A 25,634-nucleotide genomic window follows, 5' to 3' on the forward strand; every position below is an offset into this window, starting at 1 on the left:
AAACCCAATTTCACATCAACCGGTGCATTATACGGCAAAATGATCAGGAGCCGAACTGTCGATCAGGACCAAACAGTCGAAAATCTTCTGAAATGATCGCCAAAGGCGAACATCCGATCAGTTCTCCGGACAAACCGCTGTCGATCAACTGGACCGGAACACCCTGATGCAAACCACGCAAAGCTGCCTGATGTCCTTCGGCAACGCGGGCTTCGCAAATCCGGGCAAGTTCCTTGCGCGATCCTGCTGCATCCGCCAGCGTCACAGGCGCATGGACAACAATTTCAACCGTCACCTTGCCGAGCGCGAGAAACTGCCACAAATGCGGGGCCAAGTCCATATCCCCGTACCAGGAATAGAATGCCCGCAAGTCACGACCAATCGGCGCACCATCAAGCCGGGTGGCTGCAATCGAGACCGGCTGGAATTTTACGGGCGACCCGTCGGGCATGGCCCGTTCGGCCGATGCAAACAAAGTCGATTTGAATGGCAGAACCCGGTTGCCATCATTGCTGGTTCCCTCGGGGAACAGGATCAGCTTGTCGCCATTTTGCAAACGGTCACCGAGCTGCTGGTTCTGTTCTCGCGAACGTACCGCGCGGCGTTCAACAAAGGTGGTACGCGACAATTTGGCAAGGACACCAAATACCGGCCAGCTCGCCACTTCGGTCTTGGCAATGAAACTGCCACGCGTCAGCGCGCCCAGAACCGGGATATCAAGATAGGATGCGTGATTGGCAACAATCACACCGGGCCCATCCATCAGATCCACACCCGATACCCGCACCTCGATATGAAGGATACGCAGGCACAGCGCGTGATAGAAACGCGGCAATTCATCTGCCAGACGCAAACGACATGCGATCGCCACCATCTGTACCGGCAACAGTACAAGTGTCAGAAGCATATAGGCCATCAGCCGGATAGCGGCGCACACATAGCAGTTCACGATACCCTCGCGGTCCGTTCGTAATGCTTGTAATAGCGATCAGTTACCTTTTCAGTCGGTAACACAATGCAGATGTCCGTGGTATTGAACTGATGATCAACCACCGCACCATCGCCGACAAAACCACCCAGTCGCAGATAGCCCTTGATCAGCGGCGGCAGGTCACGCAATGCCTGGCGCTGGTCGATGCCGTCAATCTCGGCACGGGCCATCGGTTCATAGCGTTCCTCGATGGCGCGCGGGCGCATGTCTTCGGGTGCCAGATGATTGTGATGCAGATAGGTCAGGACATCCTTGAAGGCATCCGGATCGGTGCCATGGAAGGATGCACAGCCAAACATCAGCTTGATGTCGTATTTGAACACATAGGCCGCGATCCCCTGCCAAAGCAGTTGCAGGGTCGGCATGGTGCGGTAATCCGCCTCGACACAGGAACGGCCAAGTTCCATGATCTCGCCGGTTTCCTTTACCGCAGCAAGCATGCTTTCGATATGGTATTCGTCCGCGCTGTAAAAACCGCCATGTTCGTTGGCAACCGACTGACGCAGCAGGCGATATGTCCCCACCACCGCATCCGCACCGGCACCGCGATTATGGTCAAGCACCAGAAGATGGTCGCACAGCGGATCGTAATGGTCGAAGTCGCGTTTTTCGGCGGCCATTTCGGCGGTCGGCTTTGCGCCGCGCTCTTCATAAAAGACCTTATAGCGAAGTTTCTGGCTGGCGAGGATTTCATCCTCGGTTTCCGCAAGGCGGACCTCAAGCCGTTGAAGCTGTCTTTCGTCGCGCATGACAACACCCTTTTGTTCATCTGCCCGGATTTTGCGCGCGATTTGCGTGAAGGGCGAGTGAAGGGTTTGTGAAGAACGCGTAACAAAATTATGAAAGCCACTTGCACAAATGCGCAAGTGGCTCTGATTTTCGTCAATCAACAGTGCGGTTGAAAACCGGACTTATTTTTCGTCTTTCAAAGGAACGCCGTAAAGTTCAAGACGATGACCGACCAGCTTGTAACCAAGTTCCTTGGCAATCTCTTCCTGAAGCTTCTCGATTTTCTCGTTGGAAAACTCGATGACATCGCCCGAACGCATGTCGATCAGGTGATCGTGATGCTCTTCGGTAAGTTCTTCGTAACGCGCACGTCCGTCACCGAAGTCATGCTTTTCAAGAATGTCGGCTTCTTCGAAAAGGCGCACCGTGCGATACACGGTTGCGATTGAAATCTTGGGATCGATGTCGGTTGCCCGGCGATAGACCAGCTCCACATCAGGGTGATCTTCGGACTCTGACAGCACGCGGGCGATAACCCGGCGTTGTCCTGTCATTTTAAGGCCCGCGTCGACGCATTTCTGCTCGATGGTTGATTCTGCAAGCATTGTCTTGTCTCGTTTCCGTTTCCGGTTCCGCCTGTCCCCAGCCAGGACTTAACCCCTAGGCTCTCTAATCTCTGTGGCTAAATATTGAAAAATCCGCCACATATCGCAAGGTTCAATTCGCGATAAATTCGTCAATTCGCAATCGGAAATGCCAAAGCATCTGCTAATCGCTTGAAACCGGCTCTTTCCTATGCCCCTTGCCACCTGCATACAAGAGCGCTACTTCACAAGTGCGCACCAAGTCAGGAGACCGGAATGGCCATCAAAAATCCCGACCATAAAATAGACATCACGTCTGATGTCTGCCCGATGACATTTGTCCGGACCCGCCTCAAACTTGAAACCATGACACCCGGTCAGGTACTTGAGGTCACTCTGGGTGCCGGGGAACCGTTGAAAAACGTTCCGCGCTCGGTCACCGAGATGGGCGACGAAGTCATCGAATTGGTCGAAATTGCCGATACACCGGGCACTTTCCGGTTAACCATCCGCAAGGCGTAGGTAAACCGCCAGTTCCAATGCAGGCTTACAGTACAACAGGTTGATGTGTAAAACCACACCCTTTATGTGGATATAACAGATTAAAATGCGTCCAACTTGCGCAAGGCCATGACGACAAAATAAACTTTGCCGGTTTGATGTTCTGACGTCAGTCGCCCCAACCCAGAACACAAGATCCAAGACCCCGCTCCATCACCAGCGCGTCGACCTCGCGGCCCGACTTTCGCCGGTAATATCGCTTGCGTCGACCGATGTCGGTAAAACCGCATTGTCGATAAAGGGCAATGGCCGGCGCGTTATCCTCGGCCACTTCAAGCAACAGCCGACCAACACCATTATCCCCAAGGCGATCCACAACCCCTGCCAGTAACTTGCGCGCAACACCGCATTGGCGGGCTTCCCTGGCAACGACGATGGTATTGATTTCGGCCTCATCAAGCATTGTCTGGATCAGAACAAAGCCCAGGGGCATATCATCACGGTTTTCCGCCTCGTTACCGGGCGCATAGGCCAAAATTCCGAATGCCCCTGGCACATCAAGCAACCGGATGATGGCATCGGCATCCCAGCAATCCTCAAATCCCTGCGCATGCAATTGCTCCGCGACGGACGCAAAGGCGGCGGTCAGAGGCACCAATTCAATTGTGCTGGCCACACTCTTTGAGGGATGCGGGTTCATTCCTTTTTACGCGGCCCCTGATCTTCGATACGTCTTGCATCAGGCGCACGCAGATACATCGGTACCGGCGCAAGGTTTTCACCACTTTCCCAACGTTCAGCCGCAATCCGTGCCACATTTCCCGCGCGCGGCAGTCCGGGTGCCGTACAGTCATAAAACGCATCTGGCGCATGGGCCGCAGCCGTCAGAAGACGCGGGGTCGCATCCCCGGCAAGCAAGGTATCACCAGGTGGTGCCATCATCAGAGCCTGACGCGGGGCAACACATTCAGCCGTACTAAGCGGGCGTTTTTTGCCATCAAAGGCCTGGGCGAAAATTTCGTTTCGCTTGCTATCAAGGGCAACAAGGATATTGCGGCCCTGCTGATCGCGTTCCGACACACCATAGGCAACAGCTTCGAGTGAACTCACCCCGACAACCGGAATTTTGCGGGCAAGACCCAAGGCGCGCGCAGTTGCAAGACCGATGCGCATTCCGGTAAAGGCACCCGGTCCGACCGTAACCGCAATGCCGTCAAGATCGGCCATTGTGACTTTGGCGGTTTCGAGCGTGCGGGCAATAAAGCCCATCAGATGTTCGGCCTGACCGCGTTCCATATCCTCATAAAGCTCGCCCTTGACCACACCATTGACCAGAACCGCCGTCGAAAGCGACGTTGAGGCGGTATCAATGGCCAAAATCGTTGGGCCGGATGTCTCCGGACTTCGCGACGATGTTTGCGATGCATTATGATCTGCGCTATCTGATGAGCGCGGCTGTCCAGTCAGCATCTTCTTTATGTAATCGGTGAACGACAAGAACAGGGAGCCTCCGGCGATGGCGCTGGTCGAAATTACGCCTTCTGAATATGATGTCGAAATTGATATCGTCTATGCCACGGATCGGAATTTCACCGGGGCACCAATCTATACACGACCTGCCTGCTATCTTCATGCGGATGCGGCTGCATGCCTGAAAAAGGCCGCGGCCATGGCAAAGCGTCAGGGGGTCAAGCTGCGCATTCTTGATGCATTCCGGCCCCAGGAAGCCCAACGCGCCCTTTGGAACCATTCGCCCAACCCCGATTTCGTCGCCAATCCGGATTTCGGATCGCCACATGGTCGTGGTGTGGCCATTGATCTAACCCTGATTGATCAAAACGGCAAGGAACTGGATATGGGGGCAGGGTTTGACGAAATGCATAGCCGGTCCTATCACGGATCCGAACTGATCTCCAGACAGGCTGAAGCCAACCGTTTGCTGTTGTTGGGCATCATGGTCAGTGCCGGGTTCGAATATTACGACCATGAATGGTGGCATTATCAGCTGCCCAAGGCATCCAGCAGATATCCGCTTTTTTCTGACAGCGCCCTTGCCGAACCGATGATGCAACGTTAACCGCCATCGCAAAACGGCGGAGCAATCATGCCCCGCCGCTGCGTTCTGCTTTACCTGATACAGAACGAAAACAGTCTTGGTTTCATTCCCACCCGGGCCGGTTCCGCTTCATTTCAGCATGTCACGCCGTCAAAAGCGCCTGACCGCTTTGCGAATCAAACAATGTCATTCGCGCCCCATCAATCAGGATTCTGGTATCACTCCCCGATCTGAAAATCTGTTCGGGGCCACTGCGCGCAGTCAGTTCCGACCCGGCAACCGCGAGGCGGACATATTGATCCGGCCCGGTCGGCTCAGCCAATAAAACGCGCGAAGAGATGCCGGTTTCATCAAACAGCATATGTTCGGGTCGCGCGCCCAGCGTCATCGGACGCCCGATCAGATCACGCGCCTCGGCCGGGACATTGACCAGCGGCAAACATCCCGCACCGCTGTCAAAGACAATGTCGTCACCATTTTGCGAAAGCTTGCCATCAAGAAAGTTCATCGTCGGGGCGCCGACAAAGCTTGCAACAAACCGGTTTGCGGGTCTGCGATACACATTTTCCGGTGTGTCGACCTGTTGAATGCTGCCCTTGTCGAGAACCACGACCTTGGTGGCAAGCGTCATGGCTTCGATCTGGTCGTGCGTCACATACACAATCGTCCGGCCAAGCCGTTCATGCAGGCGCTTGAGCTCGATGCGCATATCGGCACGCAATTTGGCATCAAGGTTGGAAAGCGGTTCATCAAACAGGAACACAGACGGTTCGCGTACCAAGGCCCGGCCAATCGCTACACGCTGTTGCTGCCCGCCCGAAAGCTGCGATGGCTTGCGATCCAGAAGCGGCGTGATCTGCAAAAGATCGCCAACCTCGGCGACGCGTTTGTCGATCTCATCCCTGGGCATGCCCCGCATTTTCAGACCAAAACCGATATTCCGGCGCACAGACATGGTCGGATACAGCGCATAGGACTGAAACACCATCGCAATGTCGCGCTCGTCCGGTTCAAGACTTGTGACGTCGCGTCCATTGATATGGATAGAACCATCGGTTGTCGGCTCCAGCCCGGCAATCATGTTCAGAAGGGTCGATTTGCCACATCCTGACGGGCCCAGCAGCACCAGAAAATCGCCATCGGCAATTTCAAGATTGATATCTTCCATCACCGTCAGCCCGGCATAGGCCTTGGTAACATTACGAAGTTCAACGCCGTTCATTCCCGTTATCCTTTCACTGCGCCCGCGGCAATCCCGCGCACAAACAACCGCCCCGACAGCAGATAAACCGCAAGCGTCGGCAAGGCCGTCAGCATGGTCGCAGCCATATCAACATTGTATTCCTTCTCGCCGAATTGCGATCCGACAAGATTGTTCAGTGCAACCGTCATCGGCTGTCCCGCACGTCCCCCAAAGGTCAGGCCCAGAAGGAAATCGTTCCAGATATAGGTAAATTGCAAAATCATCGCGACACCAAGGATCGGCAACGATATTGGCAACATCACATGCCAGAACAACCGCCAGAACCCGGCACCGTCAATGCGGGCGGCTTTAAGCAAATCCTGCGGAACCGTCTTGAAAAAGTTGCGAAACATCATGGTGGTAAAGGCAACACCCCAGATCACATGCACAAGGATCAGTCCGGGAATGGTGCCAAATATCCCCAATTCACGGATCATGATGATCAGGGGATAAAGGGTTACCTGCGGCGGAATGAACATGCCGACCAGAAGGGCCGCGAACATCACATTCGCACCCTTCATCTTCCATGCGGCCAGGGCATAGCCGGTGATCGCCCCAAGCCCGACCGACAGGATGAGGGCCGGGATAACGATTTTGACCGACGTCATGAAGGATGACGAAAGACCGCCACAGCCCTCGCCGAGCGTCTTGGCACAATCGCCAAACCACGCCTTGCTCCATGCCGCGAATCCGGGATCGACGGGAAGGGTAAAGATGCTGCCATTGCGGATTTCATCCATGGATTTCAGCGATGTCGAAATCATGATGAAAACCGGGGACAGGATCATGATTGCCGCCACACAGAGCAATCCGTAAAGGGCAAGCCGATTATATCGCATGATCAGTGCCCCCGCCCGCTGCGCTCTTTTTGCAGCTCGAAATAGATATAGGGTGCGATTACGGCGATCACGGTACAAAGCAGGACAAACGCCCCCGCCGCACCAAGCCCAAGTTCCTGACGGTTTAGAATGTGATCAACCACAAAACGGGCAGGAAGGTCAGATGAAAAGCCCGGACCGCCCCCTGTCAGGGCAACGACCAGATCAAAGGCCTTCATGACAATCGCGCTCATCAGAATGAAGACCGTGAAGAACACCGTGCGCAACATCGGTGTGATGATATGCAAATAGACCCGCCAGACCGGAATGCCATCCACACGCGAGGCCTTCCAGATATTGGGATCAATATTGCGAAGGCCTGCAAGAAACAGCGCCATGCATAACCCGACCTGTTGCCAGATACCCGCAATGGCAAGCGTGTAGATTGACCGGTCGGGCCGCACGATCCAGTTGAATTCAAACCCGGCCCAGCCAAGCGCCCGCACCGCTTCCTGAAGACCAAGACCGGGATTCATCACCCATTGCCAGATCACGCCGGTCACAATGAATGACATCGAAAGCGGCAACATGAAAACAGTGCGAAACAGTCCTTCGGCCTTCACACCCCGATCGACCAGAATGGCCAGTAAATAGCCAAAAACGATACAGCCACCGATAAACAGGAAGCCGTGAATCGCAAGGTTCTGCATCGCCGTCCACCACCGTTCATTGGCAAACAGACGGGCATATTGATCAAAGCCGGTGAATTTGTAGACAGGCAGCAAACGTGACCGCGTCAGCGAAATCACGAATGTCCAGATGATGAACCCGTAGAAACAGAAAATGGTGATCATCATGGCAGGGATCAGCGCCATTCTTGCTGTCCATTGCGGACGCCAGCGCCGCCTGCCTTCTTTTTGCGTTTCTTCCTGTGCGACAGAACGCTGCAACACACCTTGTGCCGGATCGGCCATAGACATTCTCGCTTCTTTGTAAAGGCGCCGCTGCCCCGCATATTGCGGTTTGCAGCGGCGCATCCCTGCAAAGTCTCTGGAGTTTTCGCCTTACTTGGCGTTGGAGATCGCTTGATGGAACTTCGCCTGACCCTCTTGCGGGCTCATATCCGTACTGTTCCAGAAATTCGAGATGCTGTCATCAATTGCACCCGAAACCGCACTTGGCACGCCGAAAAGACCGGTACTGACAAGGTGGGTTTTCTTGTCCTGCAGGGTCTTGATCGCGGTCTGGGCACAGCTATCAAAACTGTCCGCAGGCACATCAAGACGGGCCGGAATAGATCCCTTTTTCTTGTTAAAGGCGATCTGCACATCGGGCTCAAGCATCACATGGGCCATCTTCGCCTGGGCCGGTGTGGCTTCTTCCCCGTCCATTGCCGAGAAGGCAAAGGCATCGACCGTCATGATATAGGCCGTATCAATTGCCGGGGCGAAGGAACATCCGACCGTCGTACCCGGTTCAATCCCGGCGGCAATGATTTCACCCTTGGCCCAGTCCCCCATGAACTGGAAGGCTGCATCCCCCTTGATCACCATGCTGGTGGCCTCGTTCCAGTTACGGCCGGGGCTGCCTTCATCAACAAAGGGCTTAAGAGCTGCAAAGGTTTCAAACACCTTGCGCATGGTATCGGAATCAAGGAGGTCATCATCAAGCGTGCTGTAAAGATCGGCATAAAATTCGCGCCCGGCAACGCCCAGAAGAACGCTGTTGAACATGATGCGTTCCTGCCAGGGCTGACCACCCAGCCCGATCGGGATAATGCCGGCATCTTTCAGTTTTTGCGCAGCCACCACGAAGTCATCCCAGCTTTTGGGAACATCCACGCCTGCTTTTTCAAGGGCGGCCTTGTTATAGAACATCCAGTTCTCGCCATGGATGTTGATCGGGGCTGCGATATATTCACCATCATATTTCGCGGCCTTGACAATCAGTGGCGGTAACTTGTCGTCCCAATGTTCTTCGTTTGCAATCTTGTCGACATTGGCAAGCAGCCCCTGATCAGCCAGCTCACGCAGTTGCTGACCGATGGAGAACTGAAAAACAGCCGCCGGATCGCCACCCAGCATCCTGTTCACTGCAGCAGCACGGGCATTGCCACCTCCGGCAATCGGGGTATCAACCCATTTGCCACCACTTGCCTCAAACACCTTGCGCACTTCGGCAAGAGCGGCCTGCTCGCTGCCCGATGTCCACCAATGCAGAACTTCTGCTGTCTGGGCGTGAAGCGCACCGGCAGAGACACCTGCGCTCAGAAATGCCGCAATGGCTGCGACTTTGGAAAATTTCGTCATAACGGATGTTCCTCCCTATTGGATACGTTCACGCCCGATCTCTTCTTAAACGGAAAATCGTAACGTTACGATTTTTTTGATAAGCACTTTATTCACCCTTGTCAATCCACAAAACCCAATGATATTAGGATAAGAGAGCGGCGAATATATTTTTTTGCCTGAATTTTCGAAACGTTACGATTTTGGATGCATTCAACAAGAACATCCGCTGAGGGTAAGGAAACAACCATGACAAAATCATTCCCCGACGGGTTTCGCTGGGGTGTCTCCACCTCAAGCTATCAGATCGAAGGCGGTGCTGATGACGACGGACGCGGCGACAGCATCTGGGACACATATTGCGCCACTCCGGGCCGGGTCGCCAATGGCGACAATGGTCGCGTTGCCTGCGACCACTACCATCGCTGGGCCGAGGATCTTGACCTGATCAAGGGGTTGGGGGCACGGCATTACCGGTTTTCGGTCATGTGGCCGCGCGTCCTGCCCGAAGGCACGGGCAAGGTCAATGAAACCGGCATCGATTTTTACAGCCGTCTGGTTGACGGCATGCTTGAACGTGACATTGATCCCTGGCTGTGCCTGTATCACTGGGATCTGCCGCAAGCGTTACAGGATCGCGGTGGCTGGACCAATCGCGACATTGTCGACTGGTTTGGTGATTATACCGAATTGCTGGTGACACGTCTGGGCGACCGCATCAAATCGTGGGTCACATTCAACGAACCCAATGTTGTCGCCTGGGTTGGCCATGAAGAAGGCCGGCATGCACCGGGCATCACCGATCCGCGTGCCGCAATGCGCGTGACCCATCATCTTAATCTCTGTCATGCGCGCGCCACCCGCATCATCAAACATCATTATCCCGATGCGCCGGTCGGATTCGTCTTGCCGATGCACAAGGCTTATACCCTGCCGCATCGTCGCGAACAGGATGCCCATCTGATCGAGCTTTTCGAAGCCAAATGGAATGGTGCCTTTCTTGATCCGGTCTATTACGGGCGTTATCCGGAACTGATTCTCGACCGGATGGAACCACATATCCGGCCGGGCGATCTGGAAGCCATCAGAACCGATGTCGATTTTCAGGGCCTTAACCAGTATTTCCCGAGCTACATCCAGGCTGCCGAAGGCAAGGCATGGCCGTTCCAGCACGTCGAACCGCCAAAATATTTCCGGCGCACCGAAATGGGCTGGGCAATTGACGGAGACTGCTTCTATCGCACCATGAAAATCCTGCAGGAGAATTACGGCAATCCGCCGGTTTTCGTGACTGAAAATGGTGGTGCCTTTACCGATGTCCCCGGCCATAACGGTCATGTCGACGATCAGGATCGCATTGCCTATTACACCGAATATCTTGATGCCCTTTTGCGCGCAGTTTCCGAAGGTGCGAATGTTCAAGGCTATATGCCATGGTCCTTGCTGGACAATTTCGAATGGGCTTATGGCTATGACAAGCGGTTCGGGCTTGTTCATGTGGATTATGAGACTCTCAAACGCACCCCAAAGGCGTCCTATGAATTTATGCGCAATGTGATTACACAGAACGCATTGCCATAGGATGCGCCGGACGCTTAGATTGTCCGAAAGAACATAAGAACGGACTTGTCATGCCTGCTTCTCGCCCTAACCTGCGCACGATTGCCGACCGCCTTGGCCTGTCGGTTACGACAGTGTCGCGCGCGCTAAAAGACGGACCGGAAGTCAAATCCGACACCGTTGCCAAGGTCAAGGCAGCCGCAGAGGAAATCGGCTATCGCCCCGATGCCAGGGGCGTCATGCTGCGTACCGGCAAAACCATGCAGGTCTGTTCTATCCTTTACTCACCCGAAGTCGGCGATTACGGCGACCCGGGCTTCTTGGCACAGGTCGAAAGCCTGGCACAGGGGCTTGAGGCCGATCATTATTCTTTGGTGGTTCTGGCACAAACCAGCGGGGAGGATCCCCTTGAACCGGTGCGCAAGGTCCATACCCAACGCATGGCCGATGCCGTGGTGTTTTCACGCACCACCCTTCAGGACAAACGTGCCAAATACTGCCTTCAGCATGATTTTCCGTTTGTCAGCTTTGGCCGCACCGAACTTCTGACACCGCATGCCTTTGTCGATCATGATGATGAACAGGCCGCCTATGACGCGATCACGCGCCTGATCGAGGATGGCCACCGCAAGATCGGCATGATCGACCCGCCTGAAGACCTGACCTTTTTTGGCTATCGCAAACGCGGGGCCCGCCGGGCCATGGTTGATGCCGGGTTTGATCCCGATAGCCTGATCTGGATGCCATCGGACGTTTCGGTGCGGGCCGCACGCGAAGCCACCACGAAATTGTTTGGCCATCAACGCGACGCCACCGCCATTGTCTGCGCCAGCCAGATGACCATGATCGGGGCGCTTGAAGCCCTGATGGAACTTGGCATGGATACCATCCGTGATGGCATCGGGGTTGTCGGTTTTGGCGGCATGCCGTTTCGTATGCTGTCAAAGCAAAAACTGGCCTATTACTATCAGCCGCAACGACATGTCGGTGAAGTCCTTGCCCGACATCTGCATGAATTGATGAGCGGGGCGAACCCCGAACAGCTCCAAACCTTGCTGCCCTATCGCCGGATTGATGATCTTGCCGCATTCCGCGAAGGCGAGGATTTCTGAGCCAGTCGGTTATATCCGCACCCAAATCCGCCCTATTGGTCCGGCAACCTGCCATCGCCCATATCCCCGGCTTCGCCCGTCAGCCAGTCAAAAAATACCGCAATGCGCGGGTCGCGTTTGGGTGGATCGAGCGTGATCAGCACATAGTCAAAACCGGTCGGCTCCATACCATGCGGGGCAATCAGCCGCCCGGTCGCCAGATCATCATAGACCAGCGGCAAGGGGCCAATCGCCGTACCAAGACGGTTCACCGCCGCCTGCAGGGCAAAAAAGAAGTGATCGAAATATTGCTCGCTGGCTGGCGATACATTCAGATTACTGGCACGCTTCCAGTCATCCCATGCATCAGGCCGGGTGCGACTGTGAAGCCAGCGCGCATTGGATAAATCCCGATCAAGAATATTTTCCCAGCAATCAGGGTCACACACCGGTCCGGCATATTCGGCCCATAAATGCGTGGTGATATAATCTTCCGAAATCCCGTAATCGGCCCTGCGAATGGCAAGATCGCAACCATCAGACAGCAAATCTACCGGGCCACCAGCAAGACGCAAATCGATATTAAGATCGGGATTAGCCTGACGGAATGCCCCGAGCCGCGGCATCAGCCAGCGCATGGCAAGACTTGGCTCGCACGATACCGTCAGGATCGGTGAGGTTCCGGCATGGCGGTGGATATCCTCAACCGCCTGATCAAGCCCGTCCAGCGCACTTCCCGTCGCCTTCAACAGCCTTTCGCCCGCCGCGGTCAGCCAGACCCGGCGATTGCGACGGACAAACAGATCAACCCCCATGCGTTCTTCAATCTGGGCCACCGCCCGGCTGATGGCGCCGTGGGTCAGGTGCAATTCCTCGGCCGCGCGTGAAAAACTTTGATGGCGTGCTGCGGCCTCAAAGGCTGGCAAGGCCGCCAAAGGAGGCAGGCTGCGTTTTTTGTGAATATTACTCACAATATTTCCCGGTATTTTTCGATTTTCTGACGATTGATCCAGTTTGATACTCAATCTACTCACAGATCAAACGGTTTTTCAGCCTAGTCAGGATCACATCCATGCCCGAATTATCAAATCAGTTCCTGTCGATGGAAATCATCGCCGTTGGCATCATCACCCTTCTTGCGGTCATCAGTCCGGGCCCGGACTTTGCCATGGTCACACGCATCGCACTTGCGCGGGGCAGGCGGGCCGGGGTTCTGTGTGCCATCGGGATCGGTAGCGGTGTTTCGGTACATCTGACCTATACCCTGATCGGACTGGGTGTTGTTTTTGCCAGCAATGTCTGGGTTTTGAACAGTCTGCGATATCTGGGTGCAGGCTATCTGATCTGGCTTGGAATGTCGGCCCTGTGGCCAGATATTCGCGTAATTTTTGGTCGCCGCAGGCATCTGAAAAATGTGAATGTCCGGGTAACCACAATGTCAAATGCACCGAAGCCGGATCAAAACCGGAACAACGCGGATCGCCATGCTTTCTGGACCGGATTTGCCTGCAACGCGCTGAACCCCAAGACCATGCTGTTTATCGTATCGCTGTTCAGTCAGGTGATTTCGCCAAACACCCCGATACTGCAGGAAATCGGATATGGCTTTTATATCGCCGCCTGCCACATGATCTGGTTTGCACTGGTCGCGATAGCCCTGACACTCCCTGCTGTGCAGCCCCGCATGGCGGCGATCAAGACATGGATCGAACGGGCCGTCGGCTTGTGCCTTGCAGGGCTTGGCATCAAGCTTATGGCAAGCTAGGCCGTTCTTTCTGCAGGGGATCAGGAACGGATTCCCGTGTCGCCCGATCAGATAAACAGCATCTCGCCGTTCTGCTTGGCGTCATTAAGGAAGGTTACGACACCACCGGTTTCGATGGAAAGCTCATCGCGGGTGGCTTCGTTTTCCAGACCCAGCGCACGCAACCCCATCTCGCAAACCATGAATTTCGCCCCCAACGACGCACAGGCTGACAGCAATTCTTCGAAACTGCCGATCCCGCGGGTCGAATAGCTCAGGTCAATCGAGGTCGCGGTCGCCCCTTCGGCCTCGGTGCGCAAATGCCGCCATCCGGAGGGCGCAAACAGTGCACGGCTGGCATCCATGGTAAAGAACAGGGTAACGTCGCGCCCGGTCGCCAGCGCCGCCGATGCCATTACGAGTGCGTAATGAACTTTTTCAAAGCTGCCGGAAAACACCACCAGCGAGAGTTTTTTCGGGCTTTCCGTCTCAGTGCTCATGGATTGAAAGGTCCTTGATTGTGGCGTTTTCTGAACAGGTCGGGCAGCCGGGATCACGCGGCACCCGGATCTTGCGAAACGATGCTGACAGGGCATCAATGATCAGAAGCTGCCCGGAAAGGCCATCGCCGATCCCCATCAGCTCCTTGAGCACCTCGGTCGCCTGAATACCGCCAATCATGCCGACAACCGATCCCAGAACGCCGCCTTGGGCACAGGATGGAATGGCGTCTTCGGGCGGCGGTGCATGATAGATGCAGCGATAGCACGGATGTGGCGCGCCCAGATGGGCCTTAAACGTCGATACCTGTCCGTCAAAACGAAGAGCCGCGCCCGATACCAGCGTCTTTCCCGCCAGATAACAGGCGTCATTAAGCAAAAAGCGCGTCTCGAAATTATCCGACCCGTCAGCAATGACGTCATAACCGGCAATCAGTTCCATGACATTGGACGCATCAAGGCGGGTATTATGGGCGTGAACCGTGATTTCCGGGTTCATATCAAGCATGGTTGATTTCGCACTATCGACCTTGGGGCTGCCAATATCCTTCATGCCATGCGCGATCTGGCGCTGAAGATTGGAAAGCTCGACCGTATCTGCATCAACAATGCCGATTGTGCCAACACCGGCCGCGGCCAGATACATCGCAAGCGGCGATCCAAGGCCACCGGCCCCGACGATCAGAACCCGCCCACGCTTGAGCTTCATCTGGCCAGTACCGCCCACATCCTTAAGAACGATGTGGCGGGCATAGCGCTGCACTTCATTTTCGCTGAAATCGAAATCGGTCACGCGGTCAAACTATCCTGTCAGGACGGATCAAGGGAACTAGGGTCAGAACCTAGCTTCTGGATATAGCCTGCCCGTCACATCTCTCAAGGAAAAGATTTGATTTTCCATCGAATTCCCCGATTGCCCGAACCCGTCTGAGCCAATCATTGTCCAGTTTTTCACTGCCGGATGGAAAAAACCGGACTGGCGATAGGCCTGATCAATCCGGCCGATCTTTTGCAGTTCCAGCAATCCCTGATCGATTGCAACAATCAGATCGTGGCTATAGGGCGTAACCCGCGTTACGGCGTAATGACGGCTGCCATCAAGGGCAATCTTGTAGCCTTCGATTGGCAGTAAATGCACATCATTGACCACAAGCTCCATTTTCGGGCCTGGCTGGAACGGTGCCAACAGGAAATCTGCCCGGCCCTCGGCGACAAATTGCACCATCAATTCCCAGTTTGGCACATGCAGTAAATCAACAAGACCCAGCTTGCCCAAGGCCTGCCAATCGGGTTTCCAGGTCCGGTTTGACACCCCGCGTAATCGCTGGAGGCTGCGTAAACTGCGAATTTTCGATCGATTGGGGCTGTCTGCCCGCATATAGAACCCGGCCTCAAACCGGCCATTGGGAATCACGGCCCCGGATGGGGAAATCCTGTCCCCTTTATGTTCAATGTCGCGCAACCATGTTGAAGAACCGGTAAGGTCTGCTTCGCCATCTGCGATCATCTGCATCATGCGCGCATAATTTCCGCCGGCAATCAGATTGATGGCCCCGCGCCAGCCGCCCTTTTTCAGGGCCTGCTGGATCAGAACGACCTCAACGACATCACGGCGGCTGTGCGGACCGTCAAAGGATGTGATGGCAAGCGGATCGCGACCGTCCCGGAATTTCTCATAATCGACCAGAACATCATCGGCAACAACGATCCGAAGGCTGTGCTCGCCGTGATCAGCCCTTACTGTTTTGATATCGAAACAAAAAACAGCCACAACCAGACACAGCATCCCGATCCATCCGGATGCTCTGAAATGCCTGATTTTTCGATCATTTGACGTCATGCACATGTCCCGTTTCTGCCCTATCCTTCAGATTGGGACGATGGCATCCAACATCCAGTAGCGGGCAAAGGCCACACAGCAAAAAAGGCCCGGCGCGATACGCCGGACCTTTGAATTTGTTATATTTGGTCGTCTGGCAAAGAACTTATTGCAGACCTTCGAACAGGGCAGTCGACAGGTAACGTTCAGCAAAGCTCGGGATGATGACCACGATGCGTTTACCGGCATTTTCCGGCTTCTGACCAAGTTCAATACCCGCAGCCACCGCTGCACCTGACGAAATACCGGTCGGAAGGCCTTCAACCGCAGCCAGTTTGCGTGCGGTGGCAAAGGCGGTCTCGTTGCCAATGGTCATGACCGTATCAATCACATCGGTATTGAGGTTGCCCGGAATGAAACCGGCACCAATGCCCTGAATCTTGTGCGGGCCGGGTGCGCCACCGGAAATGACCGGGCTGTCTTCGGGTTCAACCGCCACAATCTGAATGTTCGGGTTATGTTTTTTCAACACTTCACCAACACCGGTCAGCGTGCCGCCCGTGCCAACACCGGCAACAAAGATATCGACCTTGCCGGCGGTATCCTTAAGGATTTCCTCGGCCGTGGTGTTGCGATGAACTTCCGGGTTTGCCGGGTTGTCAAACTGCTGGAGCATGATAGCGCCATCAATCTCGGCCACCAGTTCCTCAGCACGGGCAACCGCACCCTTCATGCCCTTGGCTGCCGGGGTCAGGTCAATCTGCGCACCCAGAAGCATCAGCATCTTGCGACGTTCAAGCGACATGCTTTCAGGCATGGTCAGGATCAGCTTGTACCCCTTGGCCGCTGCAACGAATGCCAGCGCAATACCGGTATTGCCCGAGGTTGGCTCGACCAGGGTTGCGCCCGGTTTAAGCTTGCCGGTTTTCTCCGCATTCTCGATCATCGCCAGACCGATACGGTCCTTGACCGAGGCCAGCGGGTTGAAGAATTCAAGCTTGCCGATCAGGTCGGCTTTCACACCTTCGGCTTCGGCCAGACGTGAAAGGCGCACCAGCGGCGTTGCGCCAATGGTGTCAATGATGCTGTCGTAAATCTTGCCGCGAAACTCAGTCATGTTTTCCTCGCACGTTTCTGTATTTTTGCCATCAAGCACACGATGCATTTGTATTTATATCGCTATCCCACAAGGTCAAATGGATAGAAGAAATTTTTACAAATCTGCTGGCAGACGGCATTCCTGATGCCTGTAGTTTATCGAAAATTGCAGCGGAATCCTGTTGAATAAGAATACACCACTCCGCTGCCAGCCCAGAAGACTAAATGATGAAATCAGGGGACTCTTCGATCCCGCTGCGCAGACCCGCATCACGGGCACGGTTGCACAGGTCCTCGACCGTGATTTTTTCAAGCTGCTTCATCATTTCGTCCTGCAATTCACGCCAAAGCGGACGCACAACTTCCTTGCCCAGCGGCGATCCTGCCGGATCCTCGATCGGATCGTCGGATGTTTCCATCGACCGGATGACCGAAACTATATCGGCAAGCGTGATGCGGCGGCGTTCACGCGCCAGTCGATAACCGCCGCGCGGTCCACGCACACCCACCAGAATATCGGCACGCACCAGCTGCTGAAGGGTCTGTTCAAGGTAACGTTTCGGAATGCCCTGACGCGCGGTGATATCTCGACTTTGGACCGGCTCACCCGCCGCGTTATAGGCAATATCCACGACCGCCTCGATCGCAAACAGCATCTTTTTTGAAAGCTTTAGCATCGTTTCATCTTACTCCCCTTGTGGTCCGGCCATCCCCCCAGATGACATGCAAACCTGGTTTCGTCAGAGCAACCATCAAACCCCTGCCAAACCGCAAACCGGCCCGGCAGGTGCAAATCATTTGACCGGACTTGCCGTCCCGGTCGATCCGAAACCGCCCGCGCCGCGCGCAGTTTCATCAAGATCATCCACGGCCCGCCATGCCACCTGTGTCACCGGGGCGACCACAAGCTGGGCAATGCGCATGCCACGTTCGATTTCAAAGGCTTCGTCGCCATGATTGATCAGGATGACTTTGATCTCGCCGCGATAATCGGCATCAATCGTACCCGGACTGTTCAGAACCGTGACCCCGTTCTTGGCAGCAAGCCCCGAACGCGGACGTACCTGCGCCTCGAACCCGGCGGGCAGGGCAATTGCAATACCGGTTTCGACCAGCGCCCGTTTTCCCGGTGCCAGAACCAGCTTGCCCGCGATTGCGGCCTGCAAGTCGACGGCTGCGGACTGGGCGGTTGCATATTCGGGCAACGGCAAATCCGCCCCGTGGGGCAGCTGTTTCAAATCAACGCTAAGAGCCGACATATTCCATCCTTGTTTATGGCCCGGTCTGAACCGGGATATGCGTTATTGCCTGCACGATCAGGGTCGTGTCAGGAAAAATGTCTGATGATCCGTGCGCACAGGGCCTCGGCAATGCCGGTTTTGCTTTGGCGCGACCAATGTTCATCGGTCCTGGCATCATCACCTGAAATCAGGAAAATCTCGTTCTGATCCCCGCCAAAGGTCCCGGTTTCAGGGGCCACATCATTGGCAAGGATCCAGTCACAGCCCTTGCGTGCCCGTTTGGCACGCGCATGTTCGGTGACCTTTTCGGTTTCTGCGGCAAATCCGATCACAAGCCCCGGGCGCGACGCACCGGCCTTGCTGATCGTTGCCAGAATATCGGGATTTTCCGAAAGCCTGAGGTCCGGAATAACGCCCGATCCATCCTTTTTAAGCTTCTGTCCGGCTTCGTCGGCCGTGCGCCAGTCGGCAACCGCTGCGGCACAAATGGCGATGTCAGCCGGAAGGGCGTTTTTGACCGCAGCCAGCATCTCGCGCGCGGTTTCAATGCGCACAACTTTTACCCCGGCCGGATCGGGCAGGGATACCGGACCGGTCACCAGCGTCACATCCGCACCGGCATTGCAAAGCGCCTGCGCAATCGCATGGCCCTGCTTGCCAGACGACCGGTTGGCGATATAGCGCACCGGATCAATCGGCTCATGGGTCGGACCGCTGGTGACAACGGCCTTTTTCCCGGCAAGCGGCTTGGGCGCGGACTGACCATCAAGGAAATCAAGCACATTTGCGATGATCTCGGCCGGTTCTGCCAGACGGCCCGAACCGGTTTCACCACAAGCCAGATCACCCGCAGACGGCCCAACCCGGATCACGCCACGGCTTTCAAGCGTTGCGATATTGGCCTGTGTTGCCGGATGGTTCCACATCTCGACATTCATGGCCGGTGCAATCATCACCGGTTTGTTGGTGGCAAGAAGGGCGGTTGTTGCCAGATCACCGGCCTGACCGGTTGCCATTTTTGCCAGAATATCGGCACTTGCCGGGGCGACCAGCACAAGGTCAGCCTCACGCGACAGGCGGATATGCCCCATCTCGGCTTCATCGGTCAGGGAAAACAGATCCTGATAGACTTTGTTTTCGGTAAGGGCTGCGACAGAAAGCGGTGTAACGAACTGTTCCCCGCCCCTGGTCAGGATGGCGCGAATATTGATTTCGCGGTCTCTGAGCCGACGGATCACCTCAAGAACCTTATAGGCCGCAATGCCGCCCGAGATGATCAGAAGGATATTTTTGCCTGCCGCCACTGTGATTACCAATTAATTACGGTTTAAAAGTGTGGTTAACCTACATTGTCTCATTATGGGACGCAAGCGCCCAAAACCGAAATGGAAACGCCGCGTCCCCCAAAGGGTCGCGGCGCTGATTTTTCACCCTGCTTTCAACAGGTTTATGACGGACCAAATCCGGTTCCCATCATGGCACGGTATATAACATCCCGAACCACCGCCAACGGGACTCGGGCCCCATCGCCGTGCAGTTAATCCGCCAACGCCCCGATGCCACCGGTCCGTCGAGACGAATTTCAACGCGTTCATCGCCCAGTCGGGTCATGGTTGCCTGACCATCTGACGGGTAGCAGGCAATATCGGGCGTCGGATCCGTAAGCGTAAAGCCGAATGCCGGCGGATTGCGCGTCAGGGTATAATCACCCGGCGTAATGTCGCTAACACGCAGCGGCAATGAATTTGCCGCCAGCTTGAAACGGTCCATTGCGCCATAATGCTCGTTTAATGCAAAACGCGGCAGATACATAAAGTCGGATTCCGTGCTCATCGCACCGCTTTGCTGACCAAAGGCGGCCTTGTATCCGGCTTCCTTGACAGCATTGATGACATCGGCATCCGCCTCGCCATAGGGATAGGCAAAGATATCGGGCACAAACCCAAGCTCGGCCTTAAAGCGTTCGGCCGCATGGGCAAGCTCGGCCTTGACGGCTTCGATATCAAGATCGGGCAAATGCGAATGGTGCTGGCTATGACCGCCAATGGTGACACCGGCCTTGACCATTTCACGCACCATGTCCCAGGTCATGTAATTGGCAAAACCGTCATCGAGCTGTTCGGTTGAAACAAACACCGTAAAGGGCATGTTGTTGGCCCGAAAGATCGGCCACGCGGTTTCGTAAACCGAGCGATATGCATCATCAACCGTGATCCCGACCGTGCGATCCGGAAGGCCCTTGCCATTTTCAAGCGCCTCGACAATCTGTGGCAACCCCATCACGGTGTAATTGCCATTGGTGAGCTCGGCGACATGCTCCTTGAACTGTTCCGGGCGAATATTGGTAGAGGGATATTCACCCTCGCCAAAGCGGTGATACATAAAGACCACTGCCGAACTCGCATCACCACCGGGGGCCGCAACAGCCGGTTCGGACGCATCTTGCTGTGCCGTCGCCATCTGCGGTTCGGTTGCCGGTTCCGCCTCCGGTTCTGCCTCGGCCACCGGGGCGTCCGGTGCGGCCACATTGCCCTCATCACCGGCGGGTGTTGCCGCCGAACTGGCTACCGGTGCCTCTGTTTGCACGTCTGAGGACGTGCCGGTTCCGGTTTCGACTGACTGGGCATTGCCCGGTTCGATGCCGAATGTTAACCCGACGGCAAATGACATGCCGAACACCGCGCTGCGCAGCATGGTGCCGGACTGTATCAGACCAGCTGCCGATAACGACCTTTGGCCTTTGGCCTTAAAATTCATATCTGTTTCCAGTTTTCTACCAACCACTCCAGACAGGACCTTGTGTGCGGATCGGTCCTGTACCCCGGCTTTGCTGTTTTTGTCATTATCCGGGGGCATCGTCCCGTTTGCCGGGATCGTTTTGCAAAAGCAAAAATACCAGCGAACCGTTTGTTTTTCCATATTTCATATAGATGGTTGCGAATTGGACGACCGGGGTTACCTTTAATACAAACCGATAACTCCAACCCCAAGAGGTCCCATGCTTAGTTCTGATGCTTTTGGTCTTTTGTTCCGCAACGCCCGCACATTCAGCTATTGGCAGGATCGCGATGTCGATACGGATTTGCTCAGACAGGCCTGGGATTTGACGGTGCTGGGCCCGACCAGCGGCAATTGCGAACCGATGCGCGTCACCTTCGTCAAGTCCGAAGCAGCCAAGGAACGCCTGAAACCCTGCCTGGCCGAGGGCAATGTCAATCAGACCATGACCGCACCGGTTACCGCCATCATCGCCCAGGACATGGAATTTTACGAGAAGCTGCCCGCCCTTTACCCCCACACCGATGCGCGGTCATGGTTTGCCGGCAAGGATGAGGTGATCAAGGCCACCGCATTTCGCAACAGTTCCCTGCAGGCTGGCTATTTCATCATGGCACTGCGCGGGCTTGGTCTGGATTGTGGTCCGATGTCAGGATTTGATCAGGCCAAGGTGGATGCCGAGTTTTTTGCAGGCACCCCGGTCAAAAGCAACTTCCTGCTCAATATCGGGTATGGCAATCGTGAAAAGCTTCATGCGCGCAGTCCGCGGCTCGGTTTTGATGAAGGGGCCGAAATCCTCTGAAACCGACACATTTTCAGACAGGATTAGACAAGGGTCTCCATCACCGGAGGCCTTTTTCATATTCAAGCCTTCTGATTTTCTGATAGAGCACATGCAAACGACGTTTCGACGGTTTTTTTCAATCCGTCGAACAACTTGAAAACTGTCATCAAACTTTTATTTGATCTTTACTGGCCCATAACCATTTTAGGTCCACTTTTATATACGCGCGTATAGAACCAGATTCACCCCGTAAACAGGAGCGTTAATTGGGCTTTCGCCAATTGATCCTTACAGCTTTGGCCATTGCCTTTCCGGCTGGCGTTGTCTTTGTCGTCCTTGCGGCGATGGAGCTGCTTGGCTGGGGCACGGCGATTGTCTCGGCAACGCTATCCTGGATCGGGATTACGGCGATGTTGCGCATCTATTTTGGCGATCTGCGCCGGGTTGCGCGCTATGCCACCGATCTGCGTGACCGGTTCAAAGGCACCCCGCCACAACATATTACATTTGCCGCCGCGTCCGAGCTGTCATCACTTTATACCCAGATTGCCGGGGCCTTCCGTGATCGTATTGCCCTTCTTGAAGCGCAAACCAGTACGGACGCCGAAATCCTTGATCACCTGCCAAACCCGGTGGTGATGGTCAACCGGCATCGAGTGGTGACCGGCTTTAACCAGGCGGCGAAGGGATTGTTTCACAATCTTGAGACCGGTCGCGACCTGACGCGTTTTATTCGCGATCCGATCCTGCTTGATTCATTTGATGACGTCGCCAATGAACGCGAAATCATGAAACATGCGGAATTTGTTTTGGCCAGTGACGCGCATCGTCATTATGACGTGCTGACAGCGCGCCTGCCTGCGGCGACCGGGGATCGCAACTTTGTGCTCAGTTTCTCGGACCTGACCGAGCTTCGCAAACTTGAACAGATGCGTGCCGATTTCGCGACCGACGCCGGGCATGAGCTGCGCACGCCGCTTTCGGTTCTTCTGGGCTTTATCGAAACACTTGAAGGCCCGGCCAAGGATGACCCCGACGCGCTCAACCAGTTCCTGCCGGTCATGCGCGATCAGGCCCAGCGGATGCAACATCTGATCGAAGATTTGCTTTCCCTTGCCCGGATCGAGCTGAATGAACATACCCCGCCATCAAGTGATTGCGATGTGGGCAAAGTCATCAGCAAGGTTGCCGAAAGCCTTGCCATGAAGGCACAGACCAAGGGCATGAATATCCGCGTGACCCAGGAACTCGAAAATACCGAGATGATCGGCGAGGAAAAGGAACTGACCCAGGTCTTTGTCAATCTGGTGGAAAACGCCATCAAATATGGCCATTCCAATACCAATGTCGAAGTCACGATCAGCCTTGTCAAAAACCCGCCCGGTGCATTGGCGCGTTTCCGCCATGACCGCATCATGGCCGTTGCCATCCGCGATCATTCCGACGGCATTGCGCGCGAACATCTGCCACGCCTGACCGAACGGTTTTACCGGGTTGATACCGCGCGATCACGCGCAGTTGGCGGTACGGGCCTTGGTCTGGCCATCGTCAAACACCTTGTCCAGCGCCATCGCGGCACCATGCAGATCGAAAGCGAACAGGGTGTCGGTTCGGTCTTTACGGTCTATCTGCCGGCCAAAACCGGCGACAATGTCCGGAAATTGCATTCCGCCTGATCCCGGTCAACAGGACCAAACAAAAAGGCCAGCAACATCGTGCTGGCCTTTTGCGTATCTGGATCAATCGAACGTTTCGATTACAGAATAAACTTCGAAAGATCGGTGTCCTTTGACAGGTCTTCGACCTGTTCGCGGACATAATTGGCATCGACCTTGAAGGTTTCGCCCGCCCGGTCGGTCGCGGTAAAGCTGATATCATCGAGCAGCTTTTCCAGAACCGTATGCAGGCGGCGTGCGCCGATATTTTCGACCGATTCATTCACATTGGCCGAAATCCGGGCAATTTCATCAATCGCGTCATCGGTGAAATCGAGTGTGACTTCCTCGGTCTTCATCAGGGCAACATATTGCTTGATCAGCGATGCTTCGGGCTCCATCAGGATGCGACGGAAGTCGCCTTCGGTCAGTGCCTTGAGCTCAACCCGGATCGGCAAACGGCCCTGCAATTCCGGCAGAAGATCCGACGGCTTTGCTAGATGGAATGCCCCCGAACAGATGAACAGGATATGGTCGGTTTTGACCGTACCATGCTTGGTCGAAACATTCGTGCCTTCGATCAGCGGCAGCAGGTCACGCTGCACACCTTCGCGCGAAACATCGCCACCGCGTTCGGAACGCGCGGTGATCTTGTCGATTTCATCAAGGAAGACGATGCCGTTCTGTTCGACATTTTCAATCGCCTCGGCAATGACCTTGTCCATATCCAGCAGCTTGTCGCCTTCCTCGTCGATCAGGCGGTCAAAGGCTTCTTCGACGGTCATGCGTTTGGGCTTGGTATTGCCGCCAAACGCCTTGCCGAACATATCGTTGAGGTTCAGCATCCCCATCTGGGCACCGGGCATGCCCGGAATATCGATGGTCGGCATCGAGGCCGAGCTGCTTTCCTGAACATGGATTTCGATTTCTTTTTGCTGAAGTTCGCCTTCGCGCAGCATCTTGCGGAATTTCTGGCGGGTATCAGGCGATGCATTTTCGCCGACCAGCCCGTCCAGAATGCGTTCCTCGGCCTGCATTTCGGCCTTGGCCCGGACTTTCTTGCGCATGCTTTCGCGGGTCAGATCGATGGAAACTTCAACCAGATCACGCACAATCTGTTCAACATCACGCCCGACATAGCCGACTTCGGTAAATTTGGTCGCCTCGATCTTGATAAAGGGCGCATCGGCAAGCTTCGCCAGACGGCGCGCAATTTCGGTTTTACCGACACCGGTCGGACCGATCATCAGGATGTTTTTGGGCAGAACTTCATTGCGCATGGTGTCGTCAAGCTGCTGACGGCGCCACCGGTTACGCAGGGCAATGGCCACTGCACGCTTGGCATCCTTCTGACCGATAATATGTCGATCAAGTTCGGAGACAATCTCGCGCGGGCTGAAATGTTGGGTCATGATTTATTCCGTATCTTATTGCGACGAATGCCGTAACAGGGCCCGGATTGCTCCAGCGCCTTACTTCGCATCCTCGATTTCAATCTTTTCAAGCAGGACATTGCCGTTGGTATAGACGCAAATCTCGCCGGCAATTGCCATTGCCTTGCGGGCGATTTCCTCGGCACTCATGTCCATATCAATCAGGGCACGAGCCGCCGAAAGCGCATAATTCCCGCCCGAACCGATGGCAATAATGCCGTCTTCGGGTTCAAGAACGTCACCCTGACCGGTCAGAACCAGCGAAACATCCTTGTCGGCTACCGCCATCATGGCTTCAAGCTTGCGCAGGTAACGATCGGTGCGCCAGTCCTTGGCAAGTTCGACACAGGCACGCATGGTCTGACCCGGATGACGATCAAGTTTTGCTTCAAGCCGTTCAAGCAGGGTAAAGGCATCTGCGGTCGCCCCGGCAAAACCAACCATGATTTCACCTTTCTGACCAATGCGGCGCACCTTGCGGGCATTGCCCTTGATCACGGTCGGGCCAAGAGAGACCTGACCATCACCGGCCACCACAACTTCATTGCCCTTGCGCACCGACAGAATTGTCGTGCCATGCCAGCTTTGTTGTTCGCTCATGAATTATCCTTGAATCTCGTCGATTGCTTCGCCCAAGAGTTAGCACGGCAGACGCCCCGGTCAAGGGCAGAAGCCACCCATTACCCCCAAGATTACCTTTGCTGTGACCCAAACACAGTTT

The 25,634-nt window shown here is 55.1% G+C and carries 27 protein-coding genes; 7 read left to right on the top strand and 20 right to left on the bottom strand.

What is annotated here, in order from left to right; translation table 11 throughout:
* Window positions 1-43 precede the first annotated feature (43 nt).
* The 3 genes from WA318_RS01370 to WA318_RS01380 form a co-directional block, all read right to left on the bottom strand.
* The gene (locus WA318_RS01370; protein WP_114096308.1) at window positions 44-949 is read right to left on the bottom strand and encodes a lysophospholipid acyltransferase family protein; all 906 of its coding nucleotides are present in this window, start codon (window positions 947-949) and stop codon (window positions 44-46) included.
* The gene (locus tag WA318_RS01375; RefSeq protein WP_114096848.1) at window positions 946-1,740 is read right to left on the bottom strand and encodes a GNAT family N-acetyltransferase; all 795 of its coding nucleotides are present in this window, start codon (window positions 1,738-1,740) and stop codon (window positions 946-948) included. Before WA318_RS01375 ends, WA318_RS01370 begins: the two co-directional genes overlap by 4 nt.
* Window positions 1,741-1,902: 162 nt before the next feature.
* Window positions 1,903-2,325 (bottom strand): Fur family transcriptional regulator, encoded by a 423-nt coding sequence (locus tag WA318_RS01380; protein ID WP_114096309.1) that lies wholly within the window; start codon window positions 2,323-2,325, stop codon window positions 1,903-1,905.
* 255 nt (window positions 2,326-2,580) lie between these two features.
* Here WA318_RS01380 and WA318_RS01385 point away from each other — a divergent pair, with 255 nt between their 5' ends.
* Complete coding sequence (locus tag WA318_RS01385) at window positions 2,581-2,826, top strand: sulfurtransferase TusA family protein (protein ID WP_114096310.1); 246 nt, start codon at window positions 2,581-2,583, stop codon at window positions 2,824-2,826.
* Window positions 2,827-2,974: 148 nt separating this feature from the next.
* On the opposite strand, the gene WA318_RS01390 is transcribed toward WA318_RS01385, so the two are convergent.
* Together WA318_RS01390 and tsaB are read right to left on the bottom strand one after the other, a co-directional pair.
* Window positions 2,975-3,460 carry a GNAT family N-acetyltransferase gene (locus WA318_RS01390; RefSeq protein ID WP_258548569.1) on the bottom strand — a complete coding sequence of 162 codons (486 nt, stop codon included), beginning with the start codon at window positions 3,458-3,460 and terminating at the stop codon, window positions 2,975-2,977.
* A gap of 41 nt (window positions 3,461-3,501) precedes the next feature.
* The gene (gene tsaB, locus WA318_RS01395; RefSeq protein ID WP_258548570.1) at window positions 3,502-4,182 is read right to left on the bottom strand and encodes a tRNA (adenosine(37)-N6)-threonylcarbamoyltransferase complex dimerization subunit type 1 TsaB; all 681 of its coding nucleotides are present in this window, start codon (window positions 4,180-4,182) and stop codon (window positions 3,502-3,504) included.
* 139 nt (window positions 4,183-4,321) lie between these two features.
* Between tsaB and ddpX the strand changes: the two genes are divergently transcribed.
* The gene (ddpX, locus tag WA318_RS01400) at window positions 4,322-4,882 is read left to right on the top strand and encodes a D-alanyl-D-alanine dipeptidase (protein WP_114096313.1); all 561 of its coding nucleotides are present in this window, start codon (window positions 4,322-4,324) and stop codon (window positions 4,880-4,882) included.
* A gap of 121 nt (window positions 4,883-5,003) precedes the next feature.
* Here ddpX and WA318_RS01405 read toward each other — a convergent pair whose 3' ends face one another.
* From WA318_RS01405 to WA318_RS01420, 4 genes are all read right to left on the bottom strand, one after another.
* Entirely contained in the window at window positions 5,004-6,083 is a 1,080-nt protein-coding gene (locus WA318_RS01405) for an ABC transporter ATP-binding protein (RefSeq protein ID WP_336079630.1), read from the bottom strand.
* A gap of 5 nt (window positions 6,084-6,088) precedes the next feature.
* Window positions 6,089-6,943, bottom strand: coding sequence for a carbohydrate ABC transporter permease (locus WA318_RS01410; protein ID WP_336079632.1), 855 nt, complete (start codon window positions 6,941-6,943; stop codon window positions 6,089-6,091).
* A 2-nt stretch (window positions 6,944-6,945) separates the two neighbouring features.
* Entirely contained in the window at window positions 6,946-7,902 is a 957-nt protein-coding gene (locus WA318_RS01415; protein ID WP_258548571.1) for a carbohydrate ABC transporter permease, read from the bottom strand.
* 84 nt (window positions 7,903-7,986) lie between these two features.
* Complete coding sequence (locus WA318_RS01420; RefSeq protein ID WP_336079633.1) at window positions 7,987-9,231, bottom strand: ABC transporter substrate-binding protein; 1,245 nt, start codon at window positions 9,229-9,231, stop codon at window positions 7,987-7,989.
* 228 nt (window positions 9,232-9,459) lie between these two features.
* Here WA318_RS01420 and WA318_RS01425 point away from each other — a divergent pair, with 228 nt between their 5' ends.
* Both WA318_RS01425 and WA318_RS01430 read left to right on the top strand, forming a co-directional pair.
* Window positions 9,460-10,791 (top strand): GH1 family beta-glucosidase, encoded by a 1,332-nt coding sequence (locus WA318_RS01425; protein WP_336079634.1) that lies wholly within the window; start codon window positions 9,460-9,462, stop codon window positions 10,789-10,791.
* Window positions 10,792-10,841: 50 nt separating this feature from the next.
* Window positions 10,842-11,882 carry a LacI family DNA-binding transcriptional regulator gene (locus WA318_RS01430; RefSeq protein ID WP_114096318.1) on the top strand — a complete coding sequence of 347 codons (1,041 nt, stop codon included), beginning with the start codon at window positions 10,842-10,844 and terminating at the stop codon, window positions 11,880-11,882.
* 32 nt (window positions 11,883-11,914) lie between these two features.
* Here WA318_RS01430 and WA318_RS01435 read toward each other — a convergent pair whose 3' ends face one another.
* Window positions 11,915-12,832 (bottom strand): LysR substrate-binding domain-containing protein, encoded by a 918-nt coding sequence (locus WA318_RS01435; RefSeq protein WP_336079635.1) that lies wholly within the window; start codon window positions 12,830-12,832, stop codon window positions 11,915-11,917.
* 101 nt (window positions 12,833-12,933) lie between these two features.
* Between WA318_RS01435 and WA318_RS01440 the strand changes: the two genes are divergently transcribed.
* Window positions 12,934-13,626 carry a LysE family translocator gene (locus WA318_RS01440; RefSeq protein WP_336079636.1) on the top strand — a complete coding sequence of 231 codons (693 nt, stop codon included), beginning with the start codon at window positions 12,934-12,936 and terminating at the stop codon, window positions 13,624-13,626.
* A 47-nt stretch (window positions 13,627-13,673) separates the two neighbouring features.
* On the opposite strand, the gene WA318_RS01445 is transcribed toward WA318_RS01440, so the two are convergent.
* From WA318_RS01445 to WA318_RS01480, 8 genes are all read right to left on the bottom strand, one after another.
* Window positions 13,674-14,105, bottom strand: coding sequence for a DsrE/DsrF/DrsH-like family protein (locus WA318_RS01445; protein WP_114096321.1), 432 nt, complete (start codon window positions 14,103-14,105; stop codon window positions 13,674-13,676).
* On the bottom strand, window positions 14,095-14,898 hold the full coding sequence (locus WA318_RS01450; RefSeq protein WP_336079637.1) for a HesA/MoeB/ThiF family protein: 804 nt from the start codon (window positions 14,896-14,898) through the stop codon (window positions 14,095-14,097). Before WA318_RS01450 ends, WA318_RS01445 begins: the two co-directional genes overlap by 11 nt.
* Window positions 14,899-14,940: 42 nt before the next feature.
* Window positions 14,941-15,945 carry a hypothetical protein gene (locus WA318_RS01455; protein ID WP_336079638.1) on the bottom strand — a complete coding sequence of 335 codons (1,005 nt, stop codon included), beginning with the start codon at window positions 15,943-15,945 and terminating at the stop codon, window positions 14,941-14,943.
* 145 nt (window positions 15,946-16,090) lie between these two features.
* Window positions 16,091-17,041 (bottom strand): cysteine synthase A, encoded by a 951-nt coding sequence (gene cysK / locus WA318_RS01460; protein WP_114096850.1) that lies wholly within the window; start codon window positions 17,039-17,041, stop codon window positions 16,091-16,093.
* A 202-nt stretch (window positions 17,042-17,243) separates the two neighbouring features.
* The gene (locus WA318_RS01465; RefSeq protein WP_008888834.1) at window positions 17,244-17,699 is read right to left on the bottom strand and encodes an RrF2 family transcriptional regulator; all 456 of its coding nucleotides are present in this window, start codon (window positions 17,697-17,699) and stop codon (window positions 17,244-17,246) included.
* A 117-nt stretch (window positions 17,700-17,816) separates the two neighbouring features.
* Window positions 17,817-18,281: a dUTP diphosphatase gene (gene dut / locus WA318_RS01470; protein ID WP_336079639.1), complete on the bottom strand. Its 465-nt coding sequence runs from the start codon at window positions 18,279-18,281 to the stop codon at window positions 17,817-17,819.
* Between the two features lie 68 nt (window positions 18,282-18,349).
* Window positions 18,350-19,567, bottom strand: a complete 1,218-nt coding sequence (gene coaBC, locus WA318_RS01475) for a bifunctional phosphopantothenoylcysteine decarboxylase/phosphopantothenate--cysteine ligase CoaBC (RefSeq protein WP_336079640.1) — start codon at window positions 19,565-19,567, stop codon at window positions 18,350-18,352.
* 169 nt (window positions 19,568-19,736) lie between these two features.
* Window positions 19,737-21,020 carry a polysaccharide deacetylase family protein gene (locus WA318_RS01480; protein ID WP_336079641.1) on the bottom strand — a complete coding sequence of 428 codons (1,284 nt, stop codon included), beginning with the start codon at window positions 21,018-21,020 and terminating at the stop codon, window positions 19,737-19,739.
* Window positions 21,021-21,261: 241 nt separating this feature from the next.
* Between WA318_RS01480 and WA318_RS01485 the strand changes: the two genes are divergently transcribed.
* Both WA318_RS01485 and WA318_RS01490 read left to right on the top strand, forming a co-directional pair.
* Window positions 21,262-21,843 (top strand): malonic semialdehyde reductase, encoded by a 582-nt coding sequence (locus WA318_RS01485; protein ID WP_114096326.1) that lies wholly within the window; start codon window positions 21,262-21,264, stop codon window positions 21,841-21,843.
* A gap of 248 nt (window positions 21,844-22,091) precedes the next feature.
* Entirely contained in the window at window positions 22,092-23,501 is a 1,410-nt protein-coding gene (locus WA318_RS01490) for an ATP-binding protein (RefSeq protein WP_336079642.1), read from the top strand.
* Between the two features lie 80 nt (window positions 23,502-23,581).
* Here WA318_RS01490 and hslU read toward each other — a convergent pair whose 3' ends face one another.
* The gene (hslU, locus tag WA318_RS01495) at window positions 23,582-24,892 is read right to left on the bottom strand and encodes an ATP-dependent protease ATPase subunit HslU (RefSeq protein ID WP_336079643.1); all 1,311 of its coding nucleotides are present in this window, start codon (window positions 24,890-24,892) and stop codon (window positions 23,582-23,584) included.
* Window positions 24,893-24,952: 60 nt separating this feature from the next.
* Entirely contained in the window at window positions 24,953-25,513 is a 561-nt protein-coding gene (gene hslV, locus WA318_RS01500; protein ID WP_114096329.1) for an ATP-dependent protease subunit HslV, read from the bottom strand.
* Between the last annotated feature and the right edge of the window lie 121 nt (window positions 25,514-25,634).

Origin of the sequence: Thalassospira sp. CH_XMU1448-2 (assembly GCF_037027285.1) — a bacterium.
Taxonomy (GTDB): domain Bacteria; phylum Pseudomonadota; class Alphaproteobacteria; order Rhodospirillales; family Thalassospiraceae; genus Thalassospira; species Thalassospira profundimaris_C.

Excerpts from the sequence above, each read along its gene's own strand:
- WA318_RS01375 (WP_114096848.1), bottom strand. The coding sequence starts at position 1,740 with ATGCGCGACGAAAGACAGCTTCAACGGCTTGAGGTCCGCCTTGCGGAA.
- WA318_RS01380 (WP_114096309.1), bottom strand. The coding sequence starts at position 2,325 with ATGCTTGCAGAATCAACCATCGAGCAGAAATGCGTCGACGCGGGCCTT.
- WA318_RS01385 (WP_114096310.1), top strand. The coding sequence starts at position 2,581 with ATGGCCATCAAAAATCCCGACCATAAAATAGACATCACGTCTGATGTC.
- ddpX (WP_114096313.1), top strand. The coding sequence starts at position 4,322 with ATGGCGCTGGTCGAAATTACGCCTTCTGAATATGATGTCGAAATTGAT.
- WA318_RS01405 (WP_336079630.1), bottom strand. The coding sequence starts at position 6,083 with ATGAACGGCGTTGAACTTCGTAATGTTACCAAGGCCTATGCCGGGCTG.
- WA318_RS01410 (WP_336079632.1), bottom strand. The coding sequence starts at position 6,943 with ATGCGATATAATCGGCTTGCCCTTTACGGATTGCTCTGTGTGGCGGCA.
- WA318_RS01415 (WP_258548571.1), bottom strand. The coding sequence starts at position 7,902 with ATGTCTATGGCCGATCCGGCACAAGGTGTGTTGCAGCGTTCTGTCGCA.
- WA318_RS01420 (WP_336079633.1), bottom strand. The coding sequence starts at position 9,231 with ATGACGAAATTTTCCAAAGTCGCAGCCATTGCGGCATTTCTGAGCGCA.
- WA318_RS01425 (WP_336079634.1), top strand. The coding sequence starts at position 9,460 with ATGACAAAATCATTCCCCGACGGGTTTCGCTGGGGTGTCTCCACCTCA.
- WA318_RS01430 (WP_114096318.1), top strand. The coding sequence starts at position 10,842 with ATGCCTGCTTCTCGCCCTAACCTGCGCACGATTGCCGACCGCCTTGGC.
- WA318_RS01440 (WP_336079636.1), top strand. The coding sequence starts at position 12,934 with ATGCCCGAATTATCAAATCAGTTCCTGTCGATGGAAATCATCGCCGTT.
- WA318_RS01445 (WP_114096321.1), bottom strand. The coding sequence starts at position 14,105 with ATGAGCACTGAGACGGAAAGCCCGAAAAAACTCTCGCTGGTGGTGTTT.
- WA318_RS01455 (WP_336079638.1), bottom strand. The coding sequence starts at position 15,945 with ATGACGTCAAATGATCGAAAAATCAGGCATTTCAGAGCATCCGGATGG.
- cysK (WP_114096850.1), bottom strand. The coding sequence starts at position 17,041 with ATGACTGAGTTTCGCGGCAAGATTTACGACAGCATCATTGACACCATT.
- WA318_RS01465 (WP_008888834.1), bottom strand. The coding sequence starts at position 17,699 with ATGCTAAAGCTTTCAAAAAAGATGCTGTTTGCGATCGAGGCGGTCGTG.
- dut (WP_336079639.1), bottom strand. The coding sequence starts at position 18,281 with ATGTCGGCTCTTAGCGTTGATTTGAAACAGCTGCCCCACGGGGCGGAT.
- WA318_RS01480 (WP_336079641.1), bottom strand. The coding sequence starts at position 21,020 with ATGAATTTTAAGGCCAAAGGCCAAAGGTCGTTATCGGCAGCTGGTCTG.
- WA318_RS01485 (WP_114096326.1), top strand. The coding sequence starts at position 21,262 with ATGCTTAGTTCTGATGCTTTTGGTCTTTTGTTCCGCAACGCCCGCACA.
- hslU (WP_336079643.1), bottom strand. The coding sequence starts at position 24,892 with ATGACCCAACATTTCAGCCCGCGCGAGATTGTCTCCGAACTTGATCGA.
- hslV (WP_114096329.1), bottom strand. The coding sequence starts at position 25,513 with ATGAGCGAACAACAAAGCTGGCATGGCACGACAATTCTGTCGGTGCGC.